The organism is Legionellales bacterium, assembly GCA_026125385.1.
Taxonomy (GTDB): domain Bacteria; phylum Pseudomonadota; class Gammaproteobacteria; order JAHCLG01; family JAHCLG01; genus JAHCLG01.
The window spans coordinates 1-19,810 of sequence record JAHCLG010000028.1 but is presented as its reverse complement, the minus strand read 5'-3'; the positions used below and the strand labels follow the sequence as shown (position 1 = coordinate 19,810).

21 protein-coding genes are annotated in these 19,810 nt (G+C 39.4%); 10 read left to right on the top strand and 11 right to left on the bottom strand.

All coding sequences use genetic code 11. From position 1 onward, the window contains the following. Nucleotides 1–252: 252 nt before the first annotated feature. Nucleotides 253–1,572: a hypothetical protein gene (locus KIT27_09990; protein MCW5589972.1), complete on the top strand. Its 1,320-nt coding sequence runs from the start codon at nt 253–255 to the stop codon at nt 1,570–1,572. Nucleotides 1,573–1,630: 58 nt separating this feature from the next. On the opposite strand, the gene KIT27_09985 is transcribed toward KIT27_09990, so the two are convergent. The 3 genes from KIT27_09985 to KIT27_09975 all read right to left on the bottom strand — a co-directional run bounded on the left by KIT27_09985 (nt 1,631) and on the right by KIT27_09975 (nt 3,123). Beyond that, nucleotides 1,631–2,053, bottom strand: a complete 423-nt coding sequence (locus tag KIT27_09985; GenBank protein MCW5589971.1) for a hypothetical protein — start codon at nt 2,051–2,053, stop codon at nt 1,631–1,633. A gap of 126 nt (nt 2,054–2,179) precedes the next feature. Continuing rightward, nucleotides 2,180–2,938 (bottom strand): 3-deoxy-manno-octulosonate cytidylyltransferase, encoded by a 759-nt coding sequence (gene kdsB, locus KIT27_09980; GenBank protein ID MCW5589970.1) that lies wholly within the window; start codon nt 2,936–2,938, stop codon nt 2,180–2,182. 2 nt (nt 2,939–2,940) lie between these two features. Further along, nucleotides 2,941–3,123, bottom strand: coding sequence for a Trm112 family protein (locus KIT27_09975; protein MCW5589969.1), 183 nt, complete (start codon nt 3,121–3,123; stop codon nt 2,941–2,943). Between the two features lie 42 nt (nt 3,124–3,165). On the opposite strand from KIT27_09975, the gene KIT27_09970 reads away from it, so the two are divergent. The 4 genes from KIT27_09970 (at nt 3,166) to KIT27_09955 (ending at nt 9,750) form a co-directional block, all read left to right on the top strand. Further along, nucleotides 3,166–3,912, top strand: a complete 747-nt coding sequence (locus KIT27_09970) for a uracil-DNA glycosylase (protein ID MCW5589968.1) — start codon at nt 3,166–3,168, stop codon at nt 3,910–3,912. Nucleotides 3,913–4,186: 274 nt separating this feature from the next. Then, on the top strand, nt 4,187–7,651 hold the full coding sequence (locus tag KIT27_09965; protein ID MCW5589967.1) for a hypothetical protein: 3,465 nt from the start codon (nt 4,187–4,189) through the stop codon (nt 7,649–7,651). 75 nt (nt 7,652–7,726) lie between these two features. Next, nucleotides 7,727–8,389: a response regulator transcription factor gene (locus KIT27_09960; GenBank protein MCW5589966.1), complete on the top strand. Its 663-nt coding sequence runs from the start codon at nt 7,727–7,729 to the stop codon at nt 8,387–8,389. Further along, a complete protein-coding gene (locus tag KIT27_09955) occupies nt 8,386–9,750 on the top strand; it encodes a two-component sensor histidine kinase (protein ID MCW5589965.1) in 1,365 nt (454 codons plus the stop codon). The genes KIT27_09960 and KIT27_09955 overlap by 4 nt, the downstream gene beginning before the upstream one ends. Nucleotides 9,751–9,787: 37 nt before the next feature. Here KIT27_09955 and KIT27_09950 read toward each other — a convergent pair whose 3' ends face one another. The 8 genes from KIT27_09950 to KIT27_09915 are packed head-to-tail and all read right to left on the bottom strand — an operon-like array spanning nt 9,788 to nt 14,612. Next, nucleotides 9,788–10,066, bottom strand: coding sequence for a HigA family addiction module antidote protein (locus tag KIT27_09950; protein ID MCW5589964.1), 279 nt, complete (start codon nt 10,064–10,066; stop codon nt 9,788–9,790). 39 nt (nt 10,067–10,105) lie between these two features. Further along, the gene (locus tag KIT27_09945; GenBank protein ID MCW5589963.1) at nt 10,106–10,258 is read right to left on the bottom strand and encodes a type II toxin-antitoxin system RelE/ParE family toxin; all 153 of its coding nucleotides are present in this window, start codon (nt 10,256–10,258) and stop codon (nt 10,106–10,108) included. Continuing rightward, nucleotides 10,207–11,028 (bottom strand): NAD(P)-dependent oxidoreductase, encoded by an 822-nt coding sequence (locus KIT27_09940; protein MCW5589962.1) that lies wholly within the window; start codon nt 11,026–11,028, stop codon nt 10,207–10,209. Before KIT27_09940 ends, KIT27_09945 begins: the two co-directional genes overlap by 52 nt. Nucleotide 11,029: 1 nt before the next feature. Continuing rightward, nucleotides 11,030–11,815, bottom strand: coding sequence for an enoyl-CoA hydratase/isomerase family protein (locus tag KIT27_09935; protein ID MCW5589961.1), 786 nt, complete (start codon nt 11,813–11,815; stop codon nt 11,030–11,032). 3 nt (nt 11,816–11,818) lie between these two features. Continuing rightward, a complete protein-coding gene (locus KIT27_09930) occupies nt 11,819–12,316 on the bottom strand; it encodes a hypothetical protein (protein MCW5589960.1) in 498 nt (165 codons plus the stop codon). Beyond that, nucleotides 12,313–13,203 carry a hypothetical protein gene (locus tag KIT27_09925; GenBank protein MCW5589959.1) on the bottom strand — a complete coding sequence of 297 codons (891 nt, stop codon included), beginning with the start codon at nt 13,201–13,203 and terminating at the stop codon, nt 12,313–12,315. The genes KIT27_09930 and KIT27_09925 overlap by 4 nt, the downstream gene beginning before the upstream one ends. Next, nucleotides 13,163–13,483 carry a prepilin-type N-terminal cleavage/methylation domain-containing protein gene (locus KIT27_09920; protein ID MCW5589958.1) on the bottom strand — a complete coding sequence of 107 codons (321 nt, stop codon included), beginning with the start codon at nt 13,481–13,483 and terminating at the stop codon, nt 13,163–13,165. Before KIT27_09920 ends, KIT27_09925 begins: the two co-directional genes overlap by 41 nt. 4 nt (nt 13,484–13,487) lie before the next feature. Continuing rightward, complete coding sequence (locus tag KIT27_09915) at nt 13,488–14,612, bottom strand: beta-ketoacyl-ACP synthase III (GenBank protein MCW5589957.1); 1,125 nt, start codon at nt 14,610–14,612, stop codon at nt 13,488–13,490. 315 nt (nt 14,613–14,927) lie between these two features. Between KIT27_09915 and KIT27_09910 the strand changes: the two genes are divergently transcribed. The 5 genes from KIT27_09910 (at nt 14,928) to KIT27_09890 (ending at nt 19,789) form a co-directional block, all read left to right on the top strand. Then, nucleotides 14,928–16,040: a histidinol-phosphate transaminase gene (locus tag KIT27_09910; protein MCW5589956.1), complete on the top strand. Its 1,113-nt coding sequence runs from the start codon at nt 14,928–14,930 to the stop codon at nt 16,038–16,040. Nucleotides 16,041–16,060: 20 nt separating this feature from the next. Next, the gene (locus tag KIT27_09905; GenBank protein MCW5589955.1) at nt 16,061–16,864 is read left to right on the top strand and encodes a phenylalanine 4-monooxygenase; all 804 of its coding nucleotides are present in this window, start codon (nt 16,061–16,063) and stop codon (nt 16,862–16,864) included. Beyond that, entirely contained in the window at nt 16,857–17,207 is a 351-nt protein-coding gene (locus KIT27_09900) for a 4a-hydroxytetrahydrobiopterin dehydratase (protein ID MCW5589954.1), read from the top strand. Before KIT27_09905 ends, KIT27_09900 begins: the two co-directional genes overlap by 8 nt. A gap of 3 nt (nt 17,208–17,210) precedes the next feature. After that, complete coding sequence (gene purB / locus KIT27_09895) at nt 17,211–18,575, top strand: adenylosuccinate lyase (protein MCW5589953.1); 1,365 nt, start codon at nt 17,211–17,213, stop codon at nt 18,573–18,575. A gap of 179 nt (nt 18,576–18,754) precedes the next feature. After that, nucleotides 18,755–19,789, top strand: coding sequence for an aminotransferase class I/II-fold pyridoxal phosphate-dependent enzyme (locus KIT27_09890; GenBank protein ID MCW5589952.1), 1,035 nt, complete (start codon nt 18,755–18,757; stop codon nt 19,787–19,789). The last annotated feature ends 21 nt before the right edge of the window (nt 19,790–19,810 follow it).

Sequence of the window (19,810 nt, the reverse complement as noted above, 5' to 3'; positions counted from 1 at the left end):
GTACCGTTTGCGTGAAGTAAAAGTACGGGAGTAGATAAAAAGTTACAAGCAACAGGCTAGCGTTATCGACAGATTATGACATTGATAAGATCTTTTTGCCTCTTTTTAGAGATTGAAGTTTGTGCATTTTTTGGTTATGATTGTGCATTATATAATAATAAGAAGAAGAGAGCTGATCCGATGTTTGCTAGCATTACCACTGGATTTAATAGAATAATCAACGTGTTACTGAGAAGAAGTGAACAAGGAGGTATGATAGATAGAACCCCACTTCTGCCCACCAGTGCGCCATCAAGTGAGTTGAGTGATACCCAACAATCAGACAACGCAATTAAGTGCAGTTATACTGAACTAATGCAGATAGAACACATGCGTCAGGAAGTGTATTCCTATTTAACTATTCGTGAATTATTTAAAATGAAATCCGTCTCAAAATTTCATAATAACGATGAAAGCATTTTGCAACTCATGCTCGCTCCTCAACATGTTGCAGATTTTTTAAAAAATTATTTTCCGCTTAAACTTAATATGAAGAAACTCCTCGGAGTTAATTTTTCGGTTATTCAGATTAAACACCAGCTGGCCTCAAATGCTACCCATCAAAACGATCAAGAAGATGAGAACGATGATGATATTATTACTGAAGAGCCATCCACAAATAGCATTTGCATCCAAATTAAACGCATTGATGACAATACTCTGCATTTTAAAATCAACGAGACAGATCCCTATGAGACATTAAACCTAACCCCAGCAGATCTGGGCTATCGGCAAAATAAATTCCCCGAGGATCTGCACTTAAATACTGATGAAGGAATTATCAGCGTAAAAAATTTTATTATTTTACGTCTCCTAGAAATGGGAAAAATTGACTTACCCGAGAGTATTAATACGCTTGAAAAATTTTTCCAGCAGATTATTCGCTATGGAGACACTAGTGACATAATGTTACGCCATGATGATGAGTTCGAGGCGCAACCTTGTTCTCTGCCAATACATAACAAAATTAATGCCAAAGCAGGAAAAAAATATTGTATAGTTGGATATTCTGCTGCTGGTTCACTTGGGTTTGTGGGTATATTTCTAATCGTATTAGGTTTAACCTCAATAGCAAAAGATTCAAAAGCAAAAGTTTCAGATTTAGTAACGGCAAGTATTGCTGCATTAATTGGGGGAATAGCGCTCATTGTCGCAGTATATTTTCTAAGGAAACGTAATTTTAAAAATTACGGCTATTTTATTCCGGCAGACTTAACGCTTAGGGCTATAAAAAAAAATCAATTCTTTCACTATCTGTGCACTGAACTTAATCGTATCCTAATAAAAGCTCAGAAAAATGGACAAGCAAAGATAAAGCAAGCGAGCGAATCCGATGAGTTTGATGAGAAGCACCATCACGCAATAGATATTGACGAATTGACTGATGATGATGCAGAACATCATAGTCACAACTCACTGAGCACCACCGCAGCAGCCAGTGGCGGACGTAACCCGGCGGAACATTCGAGAGAACCAATCACCGCAAGCTCTTCATCCTCAGCAAGCCCTGGACTAAAATTTGGCTGTAATTAATATTTACTCGGATAGGAAATCTTTTACTTTTCAATATTTTTACCTAAAACGTTTTGCTTTAGTTGCAGCTAAATGGGTTAGCTTGAGTCTTTACCCAACCCTCCCATATACCATAAGGGTCGAGAAACCCTGGTTTTATTATTTTACCGTCAATGCGACAGGTAAAGCCAGAGGGAATAGCAAAATCCGTTTGAATAAATATATTATCATCGGTGCTTGCTACACACAAAACAGTTACACTACTACTTTTATTATCAAACAGTACATTAACATGATTCCAATCCAGTGTTTTAATATCTGACCATCCAGGAGATTGCGTCCATTGTTTATCCGCAATTTTTACACTACCATAGGGTTTAATGTCGTTTTGTATTATTGCTTTTGCTGTTTGAAAATTCGGGCAATTTATTTGTAATGACTCGGCAAAAGCAACAGAAGTGTATGTAATCGCAAGGAAGACTATAATTTTTATTAATTTCATCGTTATACCTACTTATGTGGGATAAAATCATATTTATATTTACTATAGGCCAAATCCATTCTTAAATACATTTTTCACTAAATTATATTATCCAGCGCGCTTGCATTGACTCTGCAAAAAATCCCTCTAGCTTAATACCCTCTTTCGCACCAACTCCAAATCCTCCGCCGTATCCACACCGCGCGGGGGTATTTCTTCTGCTAAGGCAATTTTAATTTTCCCGCCGTGCCATAAAACGCGTAATTGTTCTAAATATTCCAAACTTTCCCAAGGGCTTGGGGTTAATTTTGCATAACGTTTTAAAAATTGCACCCGTTGCGCGTATAGGCCAATATGACGCAAAAAGGTAAAATCGGCAGGTAAGACAGCAGGTGACTCACGGAAAGCATCACGCGGCCAAGGAATGGGTGCGCGACTGAAATACTGGGCGTAACCCTCGGGGTTTACTATCACTTTAGTCACATTGGCATCACAAAATTCGCTATACGATAAAATGGGAGTGGCAAGACTGGCGACATCGGTTTGTTCATCCTCCGCTAACACCGTTAATACTTGGTTTAAAATACTTACTGGAATTAAGGGTTCATCCCCTTGTAAATTTAAAATACGATCTTCGTCTTGGAAAAAATCTATTTGTACCACTTCAGCGAGTCGTTCCGTGCCTGATTGATGATGGCTTGCCGTCATGAACACCGTAGCACCGAAGGCTTCGGCTGTTTTTTTAACCAAAAGATCATCGGTAGCAATAAATACGCCTTCCACATCGGCTTGACAGGCTTTTTCATAGACATGTTGCAACATCGGTTTGCCGGCAATATCCAAAAGAACTTTACTGGCTAAACGGGTGGAAGCTAAACGCGCAGGAATAATAATATACGCTGACATAATTAACGATTCTCCTCATTTAAGTGTTCAGCTTCATCGACGAGCATGACTGGAATACCATCGTCAATAGGATAGATTAATTTATCGAACCGACAAATTAAGCGTTGCTGAATTTTATCGTATTCTAATTTTCCTTTACACGCAGGACAGACTAAAATATCCAATAATTTTTTATCTAACGACATACCGACCTCGCCTCAGTTGCGAATGATGTTAAAGGATGCATTATGCCAGAATTGATCCACCACATACACGATTTTGAATTAAATAAAGTTCATCCCAGTTGGCAACCTCTGGTGTCTCAAGCCTTAACCACAATGTCACCGGATTATTTACAACAATTGCACCGCACGCAAGATTGGCTGCCGGGCTTATCTCATCTTTTTCGCGCCTTTTCATTAGATTTACAGCAAGTGCATTATATTTTATTTGGCGAATCCCCCTACCCGCGTTCACAATCGGCCAATGGCTATGCCTTTTGGGATAATGCTGTTACTGAATTATGGAGTGCAAGCGGATTAAGTGTCGCAGTGAATCGGGCGACTTCCTTACGCAATTTTATTAAGATGCTCTTAATTGCTCAGGGTTATTTATCGCCAGAAAATACCAGCCAAGCTGCTATCGGTAACATTGATAAATCCTCTTTAATTACAACCATTCAAGAATTATTTGCGAATTTATTGAATCACGGATTTTTATTATTAAACGCCAGTTTAGTGTTAAGACCCGCGCAGGTTGCTCAAGATGCCAAAGCGTGGCTGCCGTTTATGGAAAGCATTTTGCAACAATTAATTGCCTACCGGCCTCGCACGCAGTTAATTTTATTCGGTAAAATTGCCGAAAAAATTAAATCGCTCCCGGTTGCCAATCAATTCCCTCAATTCATCGCTGAACACCCTTATAATATTTCTTTTATTCATAATCAGCGAGTCCAACAATTTTTTGCAGCTTTGCAATTACTTGCTCGAAATTGAGGTATCAATCATGATGAATAAACCGCTTCATCCGGGTGAGCGCGATTATAATTTATGGAAGGCTGAAAAACCTCGCAACAAATTACCGAACTCTAAATTGAATGATGCCGCATAGGTACGGAGATTTATCGTAATTAAAATTATTAGTGTAGTACGTGAGTTTAATTAAACCGAGTTATTGCTATTTTGCTGCCCAATATACGGCATTTAGTATTGACAAATAAGTCGCATCTAGCATAGGATTATCAATAAAAATACAACAAGGTAGAGTGCATTGAAAATTATTTTACCTCCTTTACCAGATAATTTGGCCTTTGACCTAGATACAAACCAACTTAGAATTGTCGTTCCGATTGTTTCAGGAGTGATTATTGGTGCTGAAAATACTTGTCAAAGTTTACATGCGCTTACATCATTTGATGATAAATGGCCTAACTTGATTGAATATCGCAACTTAATTTCAGCGCTTACCCTTCTGCTTGAAGCAAGCTCAACACATAATCAAGCTAATCAACGCATCCTCAGTACAATTAACCTATTGAGTGAAACCTTTTTAAAAGAGATCAGCACAAATACGATAAACATCATTAAGCCCGATACAACTGACGGATTTTTAAGCTACCCAAAACCAATCCTAAATTTATTTAAAAATAAATCAAATCTATTCAGTATGCGCCTAAGCCCCCCAATAAAAGACAGCATTTTACATTTTGATGATCCTCTATTTTCTTTAGAACGCGTTCCCCTTTTTTATAAACACAAAAATACTACATTTTTTTATATTTTCTCAGATCATCAACTTGAGAGTTTCGGGCTTTGGTACTTTGACGAAGACGACATAAGCATATTGAAAGGAATTGACAAAAGCAAATGGGGTCCTATAAAGGAAAACAACACCACGCTATACAACAAGATTCAATCCATTAATTTTGAAGCAGGATCGCATAAACAACTTAAATTAACTTATGAGGAAATAATTTTTATCCAACTCCTTCTAGAGGGTAACCAAAATATAGCTCAACTTAATAAGCTCTTATTTTTAGATCCGGAGCAGTTTAAATATCGTTTAAATTTTAAAGATCTATATAAGTATTACTTATATAAAAATAAGGATAAAATTAACACTCAAGAATACGCGACAGCAAGTATAGATAACCACAAAATAACCAGCCTTATTCACCAGATTAATCTATGGGTGGCAGACGAGGACGAGAATATAACCGCGACTCCATTAAATTTAGAAGAACAAAGCATAAACAAAATAATAACAACCCTGCTTATTTATGAAAATATTTCCGACCACGATGTAATAGAAACCATCATCAACTCTCTTGGCGATGAAGGTTTAACAGAGACATCTGACTCAAACTCTTTTTTTAATGTTATTAAAATAACTAAACATAACACTATGCTTAAGGCTGATAAACCATCCATCGACATGTTGGGAATAGTAGCTCAGTTTTTCTTTGGTAGTGTTAACATCGACTGTTATGCAAAAGATTTGAGCACCATTAACTTTGGTAAAGTAATAGAAAATAAAACATTTGCGAAAAAAATTTTGACGGCTATAAGAGCGGCTATTTTAAATAATAAGTCAGGAGAAAAAGATTCAATAGCACTATCATTAATCGAGATTATAAATAAAAATTATCAACAATTTGGCTTAAGAAAACCAATTTCCGAAGATGAAGCTGCGAGTTTTATTTGCAATTTTAAAAAGCGCTTCTCGCAAATTAATGGCTCCCCACATTACGATGAATTTATTATTTTAACGACTGAAAAAGCTGGGCGATTTTTTAATCATGCTGGCAGCATTTGTTGTTTTCTAAGCGACTGCATGACATCACAAGCAAATATTAATTTAAATACCTATAAAACCCCTAAACTTGATCACAAGTGGCCAGAAGATTTACAAACTTTAGATATTCAGCTAACTGATTCTTCTCGCTTTTACCAAACATTATTTACCACCCTTATCAACAAAAATCCCACAAAAGAAGTTTGCGATGAATTATTAAAGCTAATACCGAAAGAAAACCTCGATGAATTTATCAGCTATGTAGCTAATAAATATATGGAAAAGCCTAATATTCAAACCGTATTAACCGCCACAACTTCAAACATAAATTATAGAGCCCTTGTTTATGTTCTCGGCAAAAAACTCTCTAGCACTCATTTCATTTTTAATTTTTTTAGCTTTATTAATGAGCTTAACCTTAAAAAAATTCAATTCTCCCCCAATAAAATTATGGAATTATTATCAACACCCAACCACGCTGATAAAATTACTATCATTAAAAATATTTGTGATAAGCTTGGAAAATTCCTAACTCTAACCTCAGAATTATCAAGACATTATCGTTATTGTGAATTTAACGATATCAGTTTATTAAGCTTGCCAAATGCAGTAGAGATTTTAACAGTACTTACTAATAATCTAGGTGTGCTAAATCAATTTAACGACTATCTGAAACTCATGGCACACGGTCCCGATATCATTGAGTTATTTGTCGCATTGGCAAATAATATGGAAGCATTAATTAACCTTGGGATTAAAGGTAGTCACGTAAAAGAAATAATGTCTACTAAAAGTGGGGATCTGAAACTAGGTGAGATAATCAAAACGGCAACAAAATTACATAAACTAAAAATAACCTTAGATTTAATTGTTAATATTACCAAATCGCATGACAATGAAATCTTTTCAGTGATTGGGAATTGCTATGATAGTCTGATAAAGCTCAATTTATCTTTTGATGAAATTAAAATATTGTGTTTACAGGGTGGGGTTGCTGTTTTAGAGAAAATAGATTCAAGTGTTAATTCACTTATCGGTAATACTCCAATTAATACAATTTTAGCCATTAAACGTTCAGTAACTAATATTCTTGATCTAGGTGAAGAGCTAGCATCATTTATTAATCATGGTCATGGTATTAAAGAAAGTTATTTCTCTAATGCGATCTCAACCTTCTCAGTTCCGTCAATAATAGCTTCTCACTCCTCGCCCACTACGTGTATACGTAATTCGCAAAAACGTAAATCTGATACTGAGCTTAACCATGACAACAGTGCAGCCAATATTCGTAGCTTCAATAATAAGAATTTTTCAAAAAATTCTTTTACAACGCCAATGGCTAATACTTTCGATGTCGATGCTGATGACGCTGCAAATTCCGCATATACTACAATATCATCTACTTCAAATTTTCCATTTGCGTATAATGACAGAAACAATACAAAACATCCCTCTGGCAGAACTACACTTCCCGACCTCGATCTTGATACGGGGTTAGATCTAACGTACTGTTTACCGTCGACAAGTTCATTCACTCATTCCAGTAGTAATGTCACCCCTATATCATCATCAACCATGAGTGTTGATCAAAATACATCCTTTAATCAAAGTTCACTGACTTTCTTTAATCGGCCGAATTCATCCTCCTGTTTATCGCAGAGTAACATAATTTCCACGTCGTCTCAGAGCACTGTCACTCAACCTCATTTCGGAGCTTCTGGAAATAATAACAGCAGCCATTCATCTACTTCTTCTTTGCCAGCAATGAACACCTCTTCTACGAATTCAACCAGCCAAAGTTCACTCACATTTTTTAATGCTGCAAATCCATTCTCTTCATCCTTGCGCTCTAATACAACCCCAGAACCATCAACTAATACAAACCCAAAACCATCAACGCTGTCTTTTTTGAGTTTTTCGATGTCGACTGATTCCGAGTAAACGTAAAGATAAATTTGTACTTAGATTTAGCAACGCTTACAATAAGTGTTAATTTTAACAATAGGGTTTAATGCAATGCGCATTCTACTGGTTGAAGACGATGAAATGCTGGGGGATGGCTTAACGGCTGGACTGAGTCATGATGGTCACACCGTTGATTGGCTTAAAGATGGCAGCGGCGTTGAACAGGCTGTTGAAAATGAAAATTTTGATTTAATTGTCTTAGATTTAGGTTTACCACGCATGAGCGGCTTAACCGTTTTGCAAAATTTACGACATAAAGGTAATAGCATCCCTATTTTAATTTTAACCGCGCGCGATAGTATTGAAGAACGCGTCCAAGGTTTAGATTATGGCGCCGATGATTATGTCACCAAACCTTTTGATCTCGATGAATTGTGCGCACGCATTCGTGCCGTGCAACGGCGTTTAAGTTCACGCGCAGAACCCTTAATCACCTATCGCGATATTACCCTTGATCCTGCTTCTCATACTGTCACTAAAGGCAGCGAATTATTAAATATTCCACGGCGTGAATTCGCGCTCTTACAAAAATTGCTAGAAAACTTAGGCCGCGTGATGTCGCGTGATTATTTAACTCAAACCCTCTATGGTTGGGGCGAAGACGTGGATAGTAACGCCTTAGAAGTTCATATTCATAATTTACGTAAGAAATTAGGCACCGATTATATTCGCACCATTCGCGGTGTGGGCTATATGGTTGAAAAAGAAAAATGAAATCTTCCATTCGCCGTTATTTATTAATTAATTTATTAATTGGTATTACCCTTATTTCACTGTTTAGCACTTATGCAAATTATTATTTTGACCGCAAAGCCATTGATAATCATCTCGATCACTGGTTGAGTGAAACCACCTTTATGTTTCGAGCATTATTAGGCGATGATTTAAGCCAGCGTAACTTAGACAAGTTACAACATAATATTAATCATATTACCGCGGAAGATAAACATTTATCGCATAAATTTCAAATTGAAATTTGGGATAATAAAAATAAATTATTATTACATTCACCCGATTCACCGCAAATCGGATTAAATAGCACTCATAATGGATTTAGTAACTTCATGGTGGATGAAGAACATTGGCGGGTTTTTCGTTTAGTCAATCCGCACACTGGGATTACCATTATTACTGCCGAAAAATTAAATACACGCTTACAACTCGGTCATCGTATTGCGGCTTATGCGATTGCTATTTTAATTATCAGTTATCCATTTCTCGCTATATTAATCTGGTTAATTGTGGGGAATGGTTTAGCAACTATTCGCAAAATCGCTCAAGCAATTTCCGATCGTAAACCCAATTATCTCGATCCCGTCGATTTACAATCGATCCCTATCGAAGTCCAACCGCTGGTCGATGAATTAAATACCTTGTTTAACCGCTTAAGCCAAGCCTTCGAGCGCGAAAAAGCGTTTTCAGCCAATGCTGCCCATGAATTACGCACGCCATTAGCGGCCTTAAAAACCCAAGCTCAAGTTGCTTTACGCACGCACAATGAAGAAGAACGTCGAGCTGCCTTATTAAAATTAATTCGCGGAGTTGATCGCAATACGCATGTCATTCAACAATTATTAATTTTAAGTCGTCTTGTACCGGAAGCGGTGTTAAACGATGCTGCTGAAATTAATTTAACTCGCATTACCACCGAAGTCATTGCAGAATTGGCACCGGAAGCGATTGACAATAATATCGATATTGAATTAATTGGCGATAGTTCACCCATTATTATGAAAGGCATTCCCACGGCATTAAGTATTTTATTGCGAAATTTGATTGATAACGCCATCCGTTACACACAAAAAAATGGCGCGGTGCAAGTTAAATTACATCAATATCCCGATCGCATTGAACTTTGTGTCATTGATAATGGCCCAGGCATTCCACCAGAAGCCCGTTCGCAAGTCTTTGAGCGTTTTTATCGCGTCCTGGGTACAAAAGTGCCTGGTAGCGGTTTAGGTTTAGCTATTGTCCGTCAAATCGCTAAACTTCATCAAGCCACCGTCACTCTCGGTGCACCCGCTCATCAAACCGGTTTAGAGGTAAAAGTCGTTTTTCCGAAAAATGTTATTTAGCGCGCTTCGTTTACGATCGATAAAGTCAATCGTAAAATTATGCCGCTTTATTGAAGGGTTCTACAACAATACTGTCGGATTGTTGGCTAATAAGCCATGTTTCATACTGAGCTTGTAAATTAATCCATAGCTCAATACTTGTGCCAAAAAATTTGGATAATCGTAACGCCATTTCAGGGCTAATCCCAGAATGGCCATTGAAAAGACGGGATAACGCCGTGCGTGAAACACCTAACCTTGCTGCAGCTTCGGTAACACTCATGCTAATCGCATCAAACTCATTCTTTAACGATTTCGCCAGGATGTAATGGTTCATGCATAATACTCATGAGATATCCTCTTCAATCCAATGATTTTAATGATGATCAAGATAATCCACATCAAGCACATTGTTATCATGAAATCTAAAAATTATTCGCCAATTACCACTCACTTTAACCGCATAAAAATTTTTAACTAGTCCAAAAATAAATCCGTAAATAATTTGGCGCCAGGATCCAACGCATATTTGGAAAAATCTTCAATACCTTGTTCACGCAATATTTCTTCATCGATAAAAAAGCGCCCCGAACACTGTTTAGCATCTTGGGTTAAAATCCAATGCGCAGCATCGGCCATGATTGAAGGTTTGCGTGAAGCGCGCAGAATTTCTTCAGGAAAGTGCACCGCAATCGCGGCAGTCGCAATCGTGGTTTTAGGCCACAGCGAATTAACGGCTAAACCACGGTTGGCAAATTCGGCCGCCATTCCCAGGGTACACATGCTCATGCCATATTTCGACATAGTGTAAGCCACATGATTTTTAAACCATTTTGCTTGCATGTTTAGCGGTGGTGCTAAATTTAAAATATGCGGATTATGGCCTTTTAATAAATGCGGTAGCGCGGCTTGTGATAAGGCAAAAGTCGCACGCACATTCACACCAAACATTAAATCAAAGCGTTTCATGGGTGTATCAAGCGTTGATGAGAGTTGAATGGCGCTGGCGTTATTAATGAGAATGTCCAAACCACCAAATTCATTGACGGTTTGCTCAACAGCAGCTTGAATGGCGTCATCATCCCGCACATCCACCGCTAACGGAAGCCCTCTGCCACCCGCTTCATCAATTGCTTTAGCAACAGAATAAATGGTGCCAGGTAATTTAGGATGTGGTTCCGTCGTTTTCGCAGCAATTGCCACAAAAGCGCCATCTTGGGCGGCGCGTAGCGCAATAGCTTCGCCAATTCCACGCGTGCCGCCACTGATTAAAATACGTTTTCCTGTTAACGTGTTCATGTTATTTTCCTTCAAATTGGGGTGTTTGTTTGGTTAAAAATGCCTTGAGACCTTGATTAAAATCGTCGGTTTTCGCACATGTGGCAAACCCAGTGGCCTCGCGTTGTAATTGTTCGCTTAGCGAATAATGAGAATTGCCATTCACTAATTGTTTAATATGAGCAAATGCTTGCGTGGGACCTGCTGCTAAACGTGTTAATACGTGTTGCGTAAATTCCGTTAAGCTTGTTTCTTCCACCGCCCAATTAATGAGTCCATAGTGCAATGCTGTTGCCGCATCGAACGTATCGCCTAATAAAAATAATTCCATGGCTTTTTTCTCACCCACGAGACGCGGTAAAAAATAACTCATTCCACCATCGGGTGATAAACCAATTTTGCTATAAGCGGTCGTAAATTTCGTGTTATTCGCCGCAATAACTAAATCACACGCTAACATAAAACTTAAACCAATTCCCGCAACAGCACCATGAACCCTGGCGATCACCGGTTTATTCATGCGTTGAAGATTTTCAATGCTGGTTAAAACCTGTGGCATTAAACTCGCAACTGTTTGTTCAATATGCGGTAAATTTTTTTGAAAATACGTTAAATCGCCACCGGCCATAAATAATTTTCCAGCGCCTTGTAAACACACGGCGCGAATGGCAGGATTTAACCGCACTTCCGTGGTTAAGCACGCTAGAGTTTCTGCCATTTCATCGTTATAAGCATTCATCACATGCGGACGATTAAAGGTTAAGGTAGCAATGTGTTGGTTAATTTCTAGGGTTACGGTTTCAGTCATTTTTTATCCTATCCTTCGCCAAGATAATCGCCCAGACCTTAAAGTAACTGTGGATGATTTGCAAATGTTTTTTGTGTTACCGGGTATTAAAAAAGTTGATTGTAAAATAATCGGCTGCTGATCCAGAGGATTTGTGCTTTGCACACTCACCCGATAAAATGTTCCACCGAGATGATCATCGACCAGCACACAAGGATCTTCGCTTAATAGTTCTATGATAATGCGTGCATGATTTCGCTGACACAACGCATAATTTTTCCACCACTCTTCATCTCGCTGCCCTTGATAAATTATCTCTGAACTCATACATAATGATTTTTCAGTCAGGGATTCTGCTTGCTGTAAATTTAATTCGGCGTGTTGCATTGCTTGAATGCGATGTTGAAAATAGCGAGAAATCTGTTGATGACTATGCGCTTTTCGCATGCCAATGCTGACCAATGCGCTAATAAAACTGAGTAATAATAAAATAGAAATTAATACAAATCCATGTTGCTTCATGCGTTTCTTAATCTCACTAATGTCGACCATACACGATGTAAATAGCGATCGTGAAAATGCCACTCTCGATAATAAAAATCCTGTGCTACGGCATGAACTTTTTGGGTAGACGATAACAGCACCGAAATTGCCAGTGCTTTAATTTGAGATTGCAAATGATGGCTAATAATATAATTGAGATCATGAAACACGCCTTCCGTTTGAGCACGAACATAGAATCCATCCACCGGCGCTAATAACGCTTGAGGTGCTGCATCATTGATTTTTTCATACAGCGTGGAGGTATTGTGATCGGTCGGATCGGGCTGAATAAAATAATGAAGCGTGAGAAAATTTCCCACTAAAGCGGTATTATCATAGTGATGCATTAATTCAGGCTCAACGTATAAAATTTGTTGATGTTGGCGTTGTTGCTTGAAATTAATTTTCACGACTTCGGCATGCTCGCAATCACTAATCACAATTAGGCTGTCTTTTTTATAATTAAATTCACTGGTGGTGATAATTTCATTTTTTTCGCCCAAGGTTACTACCGTCGCTTCGGGATCCATTGCGCGGATAATAATATCGTACGGGGGATTCGGATTGAGAGTTAACATCGTATCACGATTTAAACTATCGTGATTATCATAGGTTAAAGGATGAAAACGACAACCGCTAAAACCGCTCGAATAAATGGCCGTACGCAAGGTTTCCAAGGTAAGTCGTCCATTATGATCGATAAGCGACAATGCGGATTGTAATGCTTCGACTTGTTGCAGTTGCTGATAAATGACTATTGCTGCAAGAATTAAGAGTAAACTTAATCCCATGCTCAGCATCAGTTCAATTAAACTCACACCATGCTCATTCCCAGACTGGAATAAATTGCACCTCTTGATCGCCATGATGACGCTCCTGCCACATCACCCTCGCTTGGTGATGATCAAGTTTACTGCGCCCCTGTGGTAAATTAATTTGCTGCTGCCACATTGCTTGAAATTCAGAATCTTCGTACGGAATAACACTCGCACCTTGTAAAATAATTAAACTTTGATCGGTATAATAAGCGCTTTCCGTCAAATTTAAGGCGCGCACTTGCCAAGCAAGACTGCCCAAAATACCCACGCTAAAAATAACCAGTGCCGCTAAAAATTCTAATAAACTAAAACCGTGTGCGCGCAACACAGCATCACCCCCTTTTGCGCACTAGGACACTGCCAATCGAATAGCCTGCACCAAAAGAGCAAATCACACCCAAATCACCTGCTTGCAGATCGGCATTAAACATGTGGAAAGCAATGATTGATCCAGCGGAACTGGTATTGGCATAGGTATCTAAAATTAACGGTAACTGTGATGCTTGCACCGCATTTCCTAAAAGACGTTCCGCGATTAATTGATTCATGTTGGCATTGGCTTGATGTAGCCAAAAACGTTTAATATCACTCACCGCTAAATAATTTTCATCGATGTGCTGGCGAATGACTTCCACGACCAGAGGAACAACTTCTTTAAAAACTTTACGACCTTGCTGATAAAATAATTTATTCATATCATCACGATGTTCGGGCGCGGCACGATTTAAAAATCCACCATTATTACGAATATTATTAGAAAATTGCGTTTTTAATCGGGTACTGATTATTTCAAAGCCGTGATCATGCGTACAATTTTCTGCGCGTTCAATGATGACTGCCGTGCAAGCATCACCAAAAATAAAATGACTATCGCGATCGCGAAAATTTAAATGCCCCGAACAAATTTCTGGATTCACCATTAATACACAATTAGCGCTACCACTTTTCAGCATATCCACGGCTGCTTGCAAACCAAATGTGGCAGAGGAGCACGCCACATTCATATCGAAAGCAAATCCTTCTATGCCCAATGCGTGTTGAATTTCAATTGCCATGGCTGGATACGGGCGCTGCAGATTAGAACATGCCACAATCACGGCATCGATATCTTGCGCGTGTTTTCTGGCGCTAATCAAGGCACCTTCGGCAGCTCGCAATGCCATTTCGCACTGCACTGAATTTTCTTCATCGCTGCGCTCAGGAATGGTGGGACGCATGATATGAGGATCAAGAATGCCAGTTTTATCGATCACATACCGACTGTGGATCCCCGAGGCTTTAACAATAAATTCCGCGCTGGATTCTTGCAGCGCCATGATTTCGCCTCGTTCGATTTGAGCTTGATGTTCGGTATTGAATAATTTTACATAGTGATTAAAAGCCGTCACTAATTCTTCGTTGCTGATTTTATTTTCTGGGGTATATAACCCCGTACCACTGATTACACATTGAGTCACAGCATTGAGTCCCTCGTTTAAAAACCACGACAGGAGTTTCGCACTGGTGCGAAACTCCCACTTATCCCGATGGAGATTTTTAAAGGGAGAAACGGGATTCTCCCCTTAAATCGCCGTCCGTGCAAGCTTTGCTTGCACAGGCGAAATCAATCCAGGAAGGAGTAGCGCACTGAAAGTGCGAAACTCCTGCACGATTAAAACAAGCTTATGCAGAAGTTGCAAGCCTTTGCAATGATGCAGTGCGAAAATGCAATCTGCTTTACCCTAACAAAAAAATCTAGGTATACTTGGCGCAATTTTGTTAACCTGGAGACTATGGTGACAGACTTTTTTCAATTAGCGCATCCAAGCATTCGCCAATTAAAACCTTACGTACCCGGCAAACCCATCAGCGAATTACAACGTGAATTAGGCTTAAGCGATATTATCAAACTTGCCAGCAACGAAAATCCTTTGGGTCCAAGTCCATTGGCGATTGCCGCCGCAACTGCCGCCTTGAAAACCGTACAACTTTATCCCGATGGCAGTGGCTATGCGTTAAAACAAGCCTTAAGTCAACATCTTGCGATTAAACCCGCACAAATTACTTTAGGCTCCGCGTCCGATAATATTATTGCGTTAATTTTACAAGCCTTTACAGGACCGGATACCGATATTATCGTTGCAGAATTTGGGTTTGGCATGTATTCGATCATTGGTCGTGGTTTTCAAACCCAGCCGATTATGGTTAAAAGCCAAGCCTTTGGTCATGATCTTAAGGCAATGGCGTTGGCCATAACGCCACGCACGAAAGTGATTTTCATTGCTAATCCGAATAATCCGACTGGCACATGGAACACTGAGGAAGAATTAACAACGTTATTAGAAAGTGTGCCGAGTGATATTTTAGTCGTCGTCGATGAAGCCTATTTTGAATATGTGAATCAACCCACATATCCACGCACAATTGCTCTCCAACAACAGTACGATAATTTAATTATTTTGCGAACATTTTCGAAAGCTTATGGCTTAGCAGGACTTCGCATTGGCTATGGCATTAGCCATCCTGATATTGCCGATATTTTTAATCGCATTCGTTTACCCTTTAATATCAATGCACCGGCCGAAGCCGCTGCCATTGCTGCGCTGAGTGATCAGCATCACGTACAACAGGTGGTGGCCTTAAATCTGCAAGAATATCAGCGCGTGACGCAGACTCTCACTCAATTAGGACTCAACTATATTCCGAGTGTGGCAAATTTTGTGACCATAGAATTTGCTGAGAATGCCGAGATTATCTTTCAAAGTTTACTCAAGCGCGGCATTATTGTGCGACCATTAACTCCGTATAACATGCCTCGTCATTTGCGGGTGAGCATTGGTACACCTGAACAAAATGAACGATTACTCAACGAACTCAGTCAAATCATAAAAACATCACGTGTGTAACGATAAGGAGCTTGCGAGTTATGGGGTCTAAAACGTCAAAATATACGGCGAAAATGGCAGATAGTCACGGATATATTCCTTACACTGATAGTGAACATGAAGTGTGGCACGATTTAATTGTGCGGCAAAATAAAATTATTACTGAACGTGCCTGCAAAGAATATTTGCACGGTTTAGACGTTTTAAACATGAGTCACGATGAAATTCCTCAACCTCACGTCATCTCAACGGCACTCACCAAAGCCACAGGTTGGGCGGTTGAACCGGTACCTGCCCTCATTTCTTACGACCGTTTTTTTAAATTATTATCCGAACGTCGTTTCCCCGCCGCCAGCTTTATTCGCTCACGCGAAGAATTAGATTATTTGCAAGAACCGGATATTTTTCATGAATACTACGGTCACTGTCCGATGTTAACCGAGCCAATTTACGCTAATTTTATGCAAAAATATGGTGAAATTGGGCAAAAAGCCAGCGCGCAAGATCAATATCGACTTGCCCGTTTATATTGGTTTACGGTTGAATTCGGTTTGGTCCACACCAAAGATGGCATTCGCTGTTATGGCGGAGGAATTTTATCGTCTTACTCAGAAACCTTATACGCTTTAGAGAGCGATATTCCGCAACGCCTGCCGTTTAATTTTTTAGACGCCTTGCGTACCCCTTTCCGCATTGATATATTGCAACCACTTTATTATGTCATCGATAGCTATCAACAGTTGTACGATGCCTTAGATGTGGATCTATTCGCATTAATTAATCAAGCCCGTGAACTGGGTGAATTTCCACCGTTATTTGCACCGGAGAAAACTGATCATGAGTGAAGAATTAACTGTCAAACATTGCGTGCCCTGCGAAGGAGGCATCCCCCCTTTAAAAGCCGACGCCGTAAAAAATAAACTCCTTGATTTAAACGGGTGGGATGTGCGAGATGAAAATAAAGAAATTATTCGTAATTTTCATTTTAAAAATTATTATCAAACCATTGCGTTTGTCAATGCCATTGCCTGGATGGCGCATCGCGAAAATCATCATCCTGATTTGGAAGTTGGGTTTAATCATTGTTTAGTTCGCTATTCAACCCATGCCGTCAGTGGCTTAACCGAAAACGATTTTATTTGCGCAGCAAAAGTCGATCAAATTTTTGCAGACGGTAAAAAAGGATAGCTCATGCACTCAGCTCTCATGGCAATATCACCACTGGATGGGCGCTATCAAACACAATTAACGGCGTTACAGCCTTTAGTCAGTGAATTTGGTTTAATGCGTTTTCGTGTTCAGGTGGAAATCGAATGGTTCTTAACGTTAAGTTTATCTACGGATATTCCAGAAATTCCAGTATTTAATTCGACGCTGCAAGAACAATTACGTGATATTTATCGTCATTTTTCTTTAGACGATGCGCTAAAAATTAAAGCGTTTGAGGCCACCACCAATCACGATGTGAAAGCCATAGAATATTTTATTAAGGATAAATTTCAGGCGTATCCAGAATTAATTCCGTTTGCCGAATTCATTCACTTTGCTTGCACGTCTGAAGATATTAACAATCTCGCTTATGCCTTAATGCTTCAACAAACCCGTGAAATTTTAGTGGCAGCACTCAATCGTTTAACTTATTCCCTGCTTGAGCTTGCTCACACTTATGCGGCTATTCCCCTGTTATCTCGCACCCATGGCCAACCTGCTACACCAACAACGGTGGGAAAAGAGTTTGCTAATTTTGTTGCGCGGTTACAGCAACAATTGCCTATTTTTTCACAACAAAAAATTTATGGTAAATTGAATGGGGCTGTAGGCAATTTTAATGCGCATCGCATTGCTTATCCTGAAATTAATTGGCCAGAGTTTAGTAAACATTTTATTATGTCATTAGGTCTTGAACCTCAAACCTACACCACACAAATTGAACCTCACGATTGGATTGCAGAATATTTTTCTCCGATTATGCGGATTAATTCAATACTGATTGATTGCGCGCGCGACTTGTGGGGCTATATTTCATTAAATTATTTTCAACAAAAAATAATCCGCAGTGAAGTGGGATCATCCACCATGCCGCATAAAGTAAATCCAATCGATTTTGAAAATGCTGAAGGAAATTTGCGCCTAGCGAATAGCATTATGAATTTTTTAAGTAATCAATTAATGACCTCACGGTGGCAACGCGATTTAGTCGATTCAACTTTGTTGCGTAATTGTGGTGTGAGTTTGGCGCATTCTTTATTAGCCTATCAAAGTTTGGAAAAAGGCTTAAGTAAAATTGTCATTAATGAAACGGTAATTCACCAGGATTTAAATCAACACTGGGAAATTTTAACTGAAGCCATTCAAACGGTGATGCGTCGCTATCAATGCCCAGAACCATACGAGCAATTAAAAAAATTTAGCCGCGGCCAAGCATTAACTCAATCCATGATTTTAGCGTTTATCGATCAACTTGCCATCCCAGAAGATGCCAAAACCGCATTAAAAAAACTAACACCGCACACCTATTTAGGCTTTGCCACCGAATTAGCAAGTAGCGCAAAGTAGCCTGGATTGGAGCACAACCGTAGCCTGGAACGGAGCGCAGCCGTAGCCTGGAACGGAGCGCAGCGTAGATCCAGGATCGGTGAAATTTTAAAACTTCGATCCTGGATCTCCGCTGCGCTTCGTTCCAGGCTACGGCTTCGCTTCGCTCCGTTCCAGTCCACATCAATCAAGGAGATCTCATGTCAACACCTTCTTACGCCTTTGCAAGCGACAATACCGCCGCAATCGATCCGCACGTGTTAACTGCTCTGCAAAACATTAATCATGGTTATGCGGCAAGTTACGGTGAGGATGAACTCACCCAATCCGTGAGTGACCAGATACAAGCATTATTAGGTCAACCTGCACAGACCTTTTTATTAACCAATGGCACTGCCACAAATACATTGGCAATGATAGCAATGATGAAATCACATCATGCCATTATTTGTGATGATAAAGCTCATATTAATCATCATGAATGTGGATCCATTGAAAAATTAGTCGGCGCTAAAATTTATCCGGTTTATTCTCATGATCATAAATTAACACCTGCATTAATTGCCTCTACATTAGAGCATTTAGAATTTCCGCATAGTAATTTACCCAAAGTAATCGCCATTACTCAAGCTACAGAATACGGTTTAGTTTATTCCTTAGCTGAAATTCGCGAAATCGTAAATCTTGCCCATCAACATCATTGCTACGTCTATCTCGATGGCGCACGTCTAGCCAATGCCTGCGCTTATCTAAACTGTTCGTTAAAAGAAATGATTAGCGATTTGAAGATTGATGCATTTACCTTTGGTGGCACTAAAAATGGTTTATTGGCAGCAGATGCCTTAATTTTTTTAAATGCAGAATTAGCGCAGGAATTTGCCTTTATTCAAAAGCAACATTTACAATTACTCTCTAAAATGCGATTTTTAAGCGCACAATTTCACGCTTTATTGCAGGAAAATCGCTGGTTGACCAATGCGGCACACGCCAATGGCATGGCACACTATCTCGCGGATCAATTATTAACGCGGTGTGCGATAAGCCCTGCCTTTGCCGTGGAAGCGAATATGGTATTTGCAAAAATGCCGAAAATTTTATACGAAAAATTACAGCAGCAATATGTGTGTTACGCTGTTGATCCTCATCAAGCTATCATCCGCCTAGTATGTTCATTCAGCACCACCAAAGCGGAAGTGGATCAATTCATCTGTAGCCTGGAACGAAGCGCAGCGTAAGGTAGCCTGGAACGGAGCGCA

Coding starts and splice junctions, on each gene's coding strand:
- KIT27_09960 (MCW5589966.1), top strand. CDS start 7,727: ATGCGCATTCTACTGGTTGAAGACGATGAAATGCTGGGGGATGGCTTA.
- KIT27_09990 (MCW5589972.1), top strand. CDS start 253: ATGATAGATAGAACCCCACTTCTGCCCACCAGTGCGCCATCAAGTGAG.
- KIT27_09985 (MCW5589971.1), bottom strand. CDS start 2,053: ATGAAATTAATAAAAATTATAGTCTTCCTTGCGATTACATACACTTCT.
- KIT27_09930 (MCW5589960.1), bottom strand. CDS start 12,316: ATGAAGCAACATGGATTTGTATTAATTTCTATTTTATTATTACTCAGT.
- KIT27_09950 (MCW5589964.1), bottom strand. CDS start 10,066: ATGAACCATTACATCCTGGCGAAATCGTTAAAGAATGAGTTTGATGCG.
- KIT27_09925 (MCW5589959.1), bottom strand. CDS start 13,203: ATGGCGATCAAGAGGTGCAATTTATTCCAGTCTGGGAATGAGCATGGT.
- purB (MCW5589953.1), top strand. CDS start 17,211: ATGCACTCAGCTCTCATGGCAATATCACCACTGGATGGGCGCTATCAA.
- KIT27_09905 (MCW5589955.1), top strand. CDS start 16,061: ATGGGGTCTAAAACGTCAAAATATACGGCGAAAATGGCAGATAGTCAC.
- KIT27_09910 (MCW5589956.1), top strand. CDS start 14,928: ATGGTGACAGACTTTTTTCAATTAGCGCATCCAAGCATTCGCCAATTA.
- KIT27_09975 (MCW5589969.1), bottom strand. CDS start 3,123: ATGTCGTTAGATAAAAAATTATTGGATATTTTAGTCTGTCCTGCGTGT.
- KIT27_09900 (MCW5589954.1), top strand. CDS start 16,857: ATGAGTGAAGAATTAACTGTCAAACATTGCGTGCCCTGCGAAGGAGGC.
- KIT27_09940 (MCW5589962.1), bottom strand. CDS start 11,028: ATGAACACGTTAACAGGAAAACGTATTTTAATCAGTGGCGGCACGCGT.
- KIT27_09890 (MCW5589952.1), top strand. CDS start 18,755: ATGTCAACACCTTCTTACGCCTTTGCAAGCGACAATACCGCCGCAATC.
- KIT27_09935 (MCW5589961.1), bottom strand. CDS start 11,815: ATGACTGAAACCGTAACCCTAGAAATTAACCAACACATTGCTACCTTA.
- KIT27_09955 (MCW5589965.1), top strand. CDS start 8,386: ATGAAATCTTCCATTCGCCGTTATTTATTAATTAATTTATTAATTGGT.
- kdsB (MCW5589970.1), bottom strand. CDS start 2,938: ATGTCAGCGTATATTATTATTCCTGCGCGTTTAGCTTCCACCCGTTTA.
- KIT27_09970 (MCW5589968.1), top strand. CDS start 3,166: ATGCCAGAATTGATCCACCACATACACGATTTTGAATTAAATAAAGTT.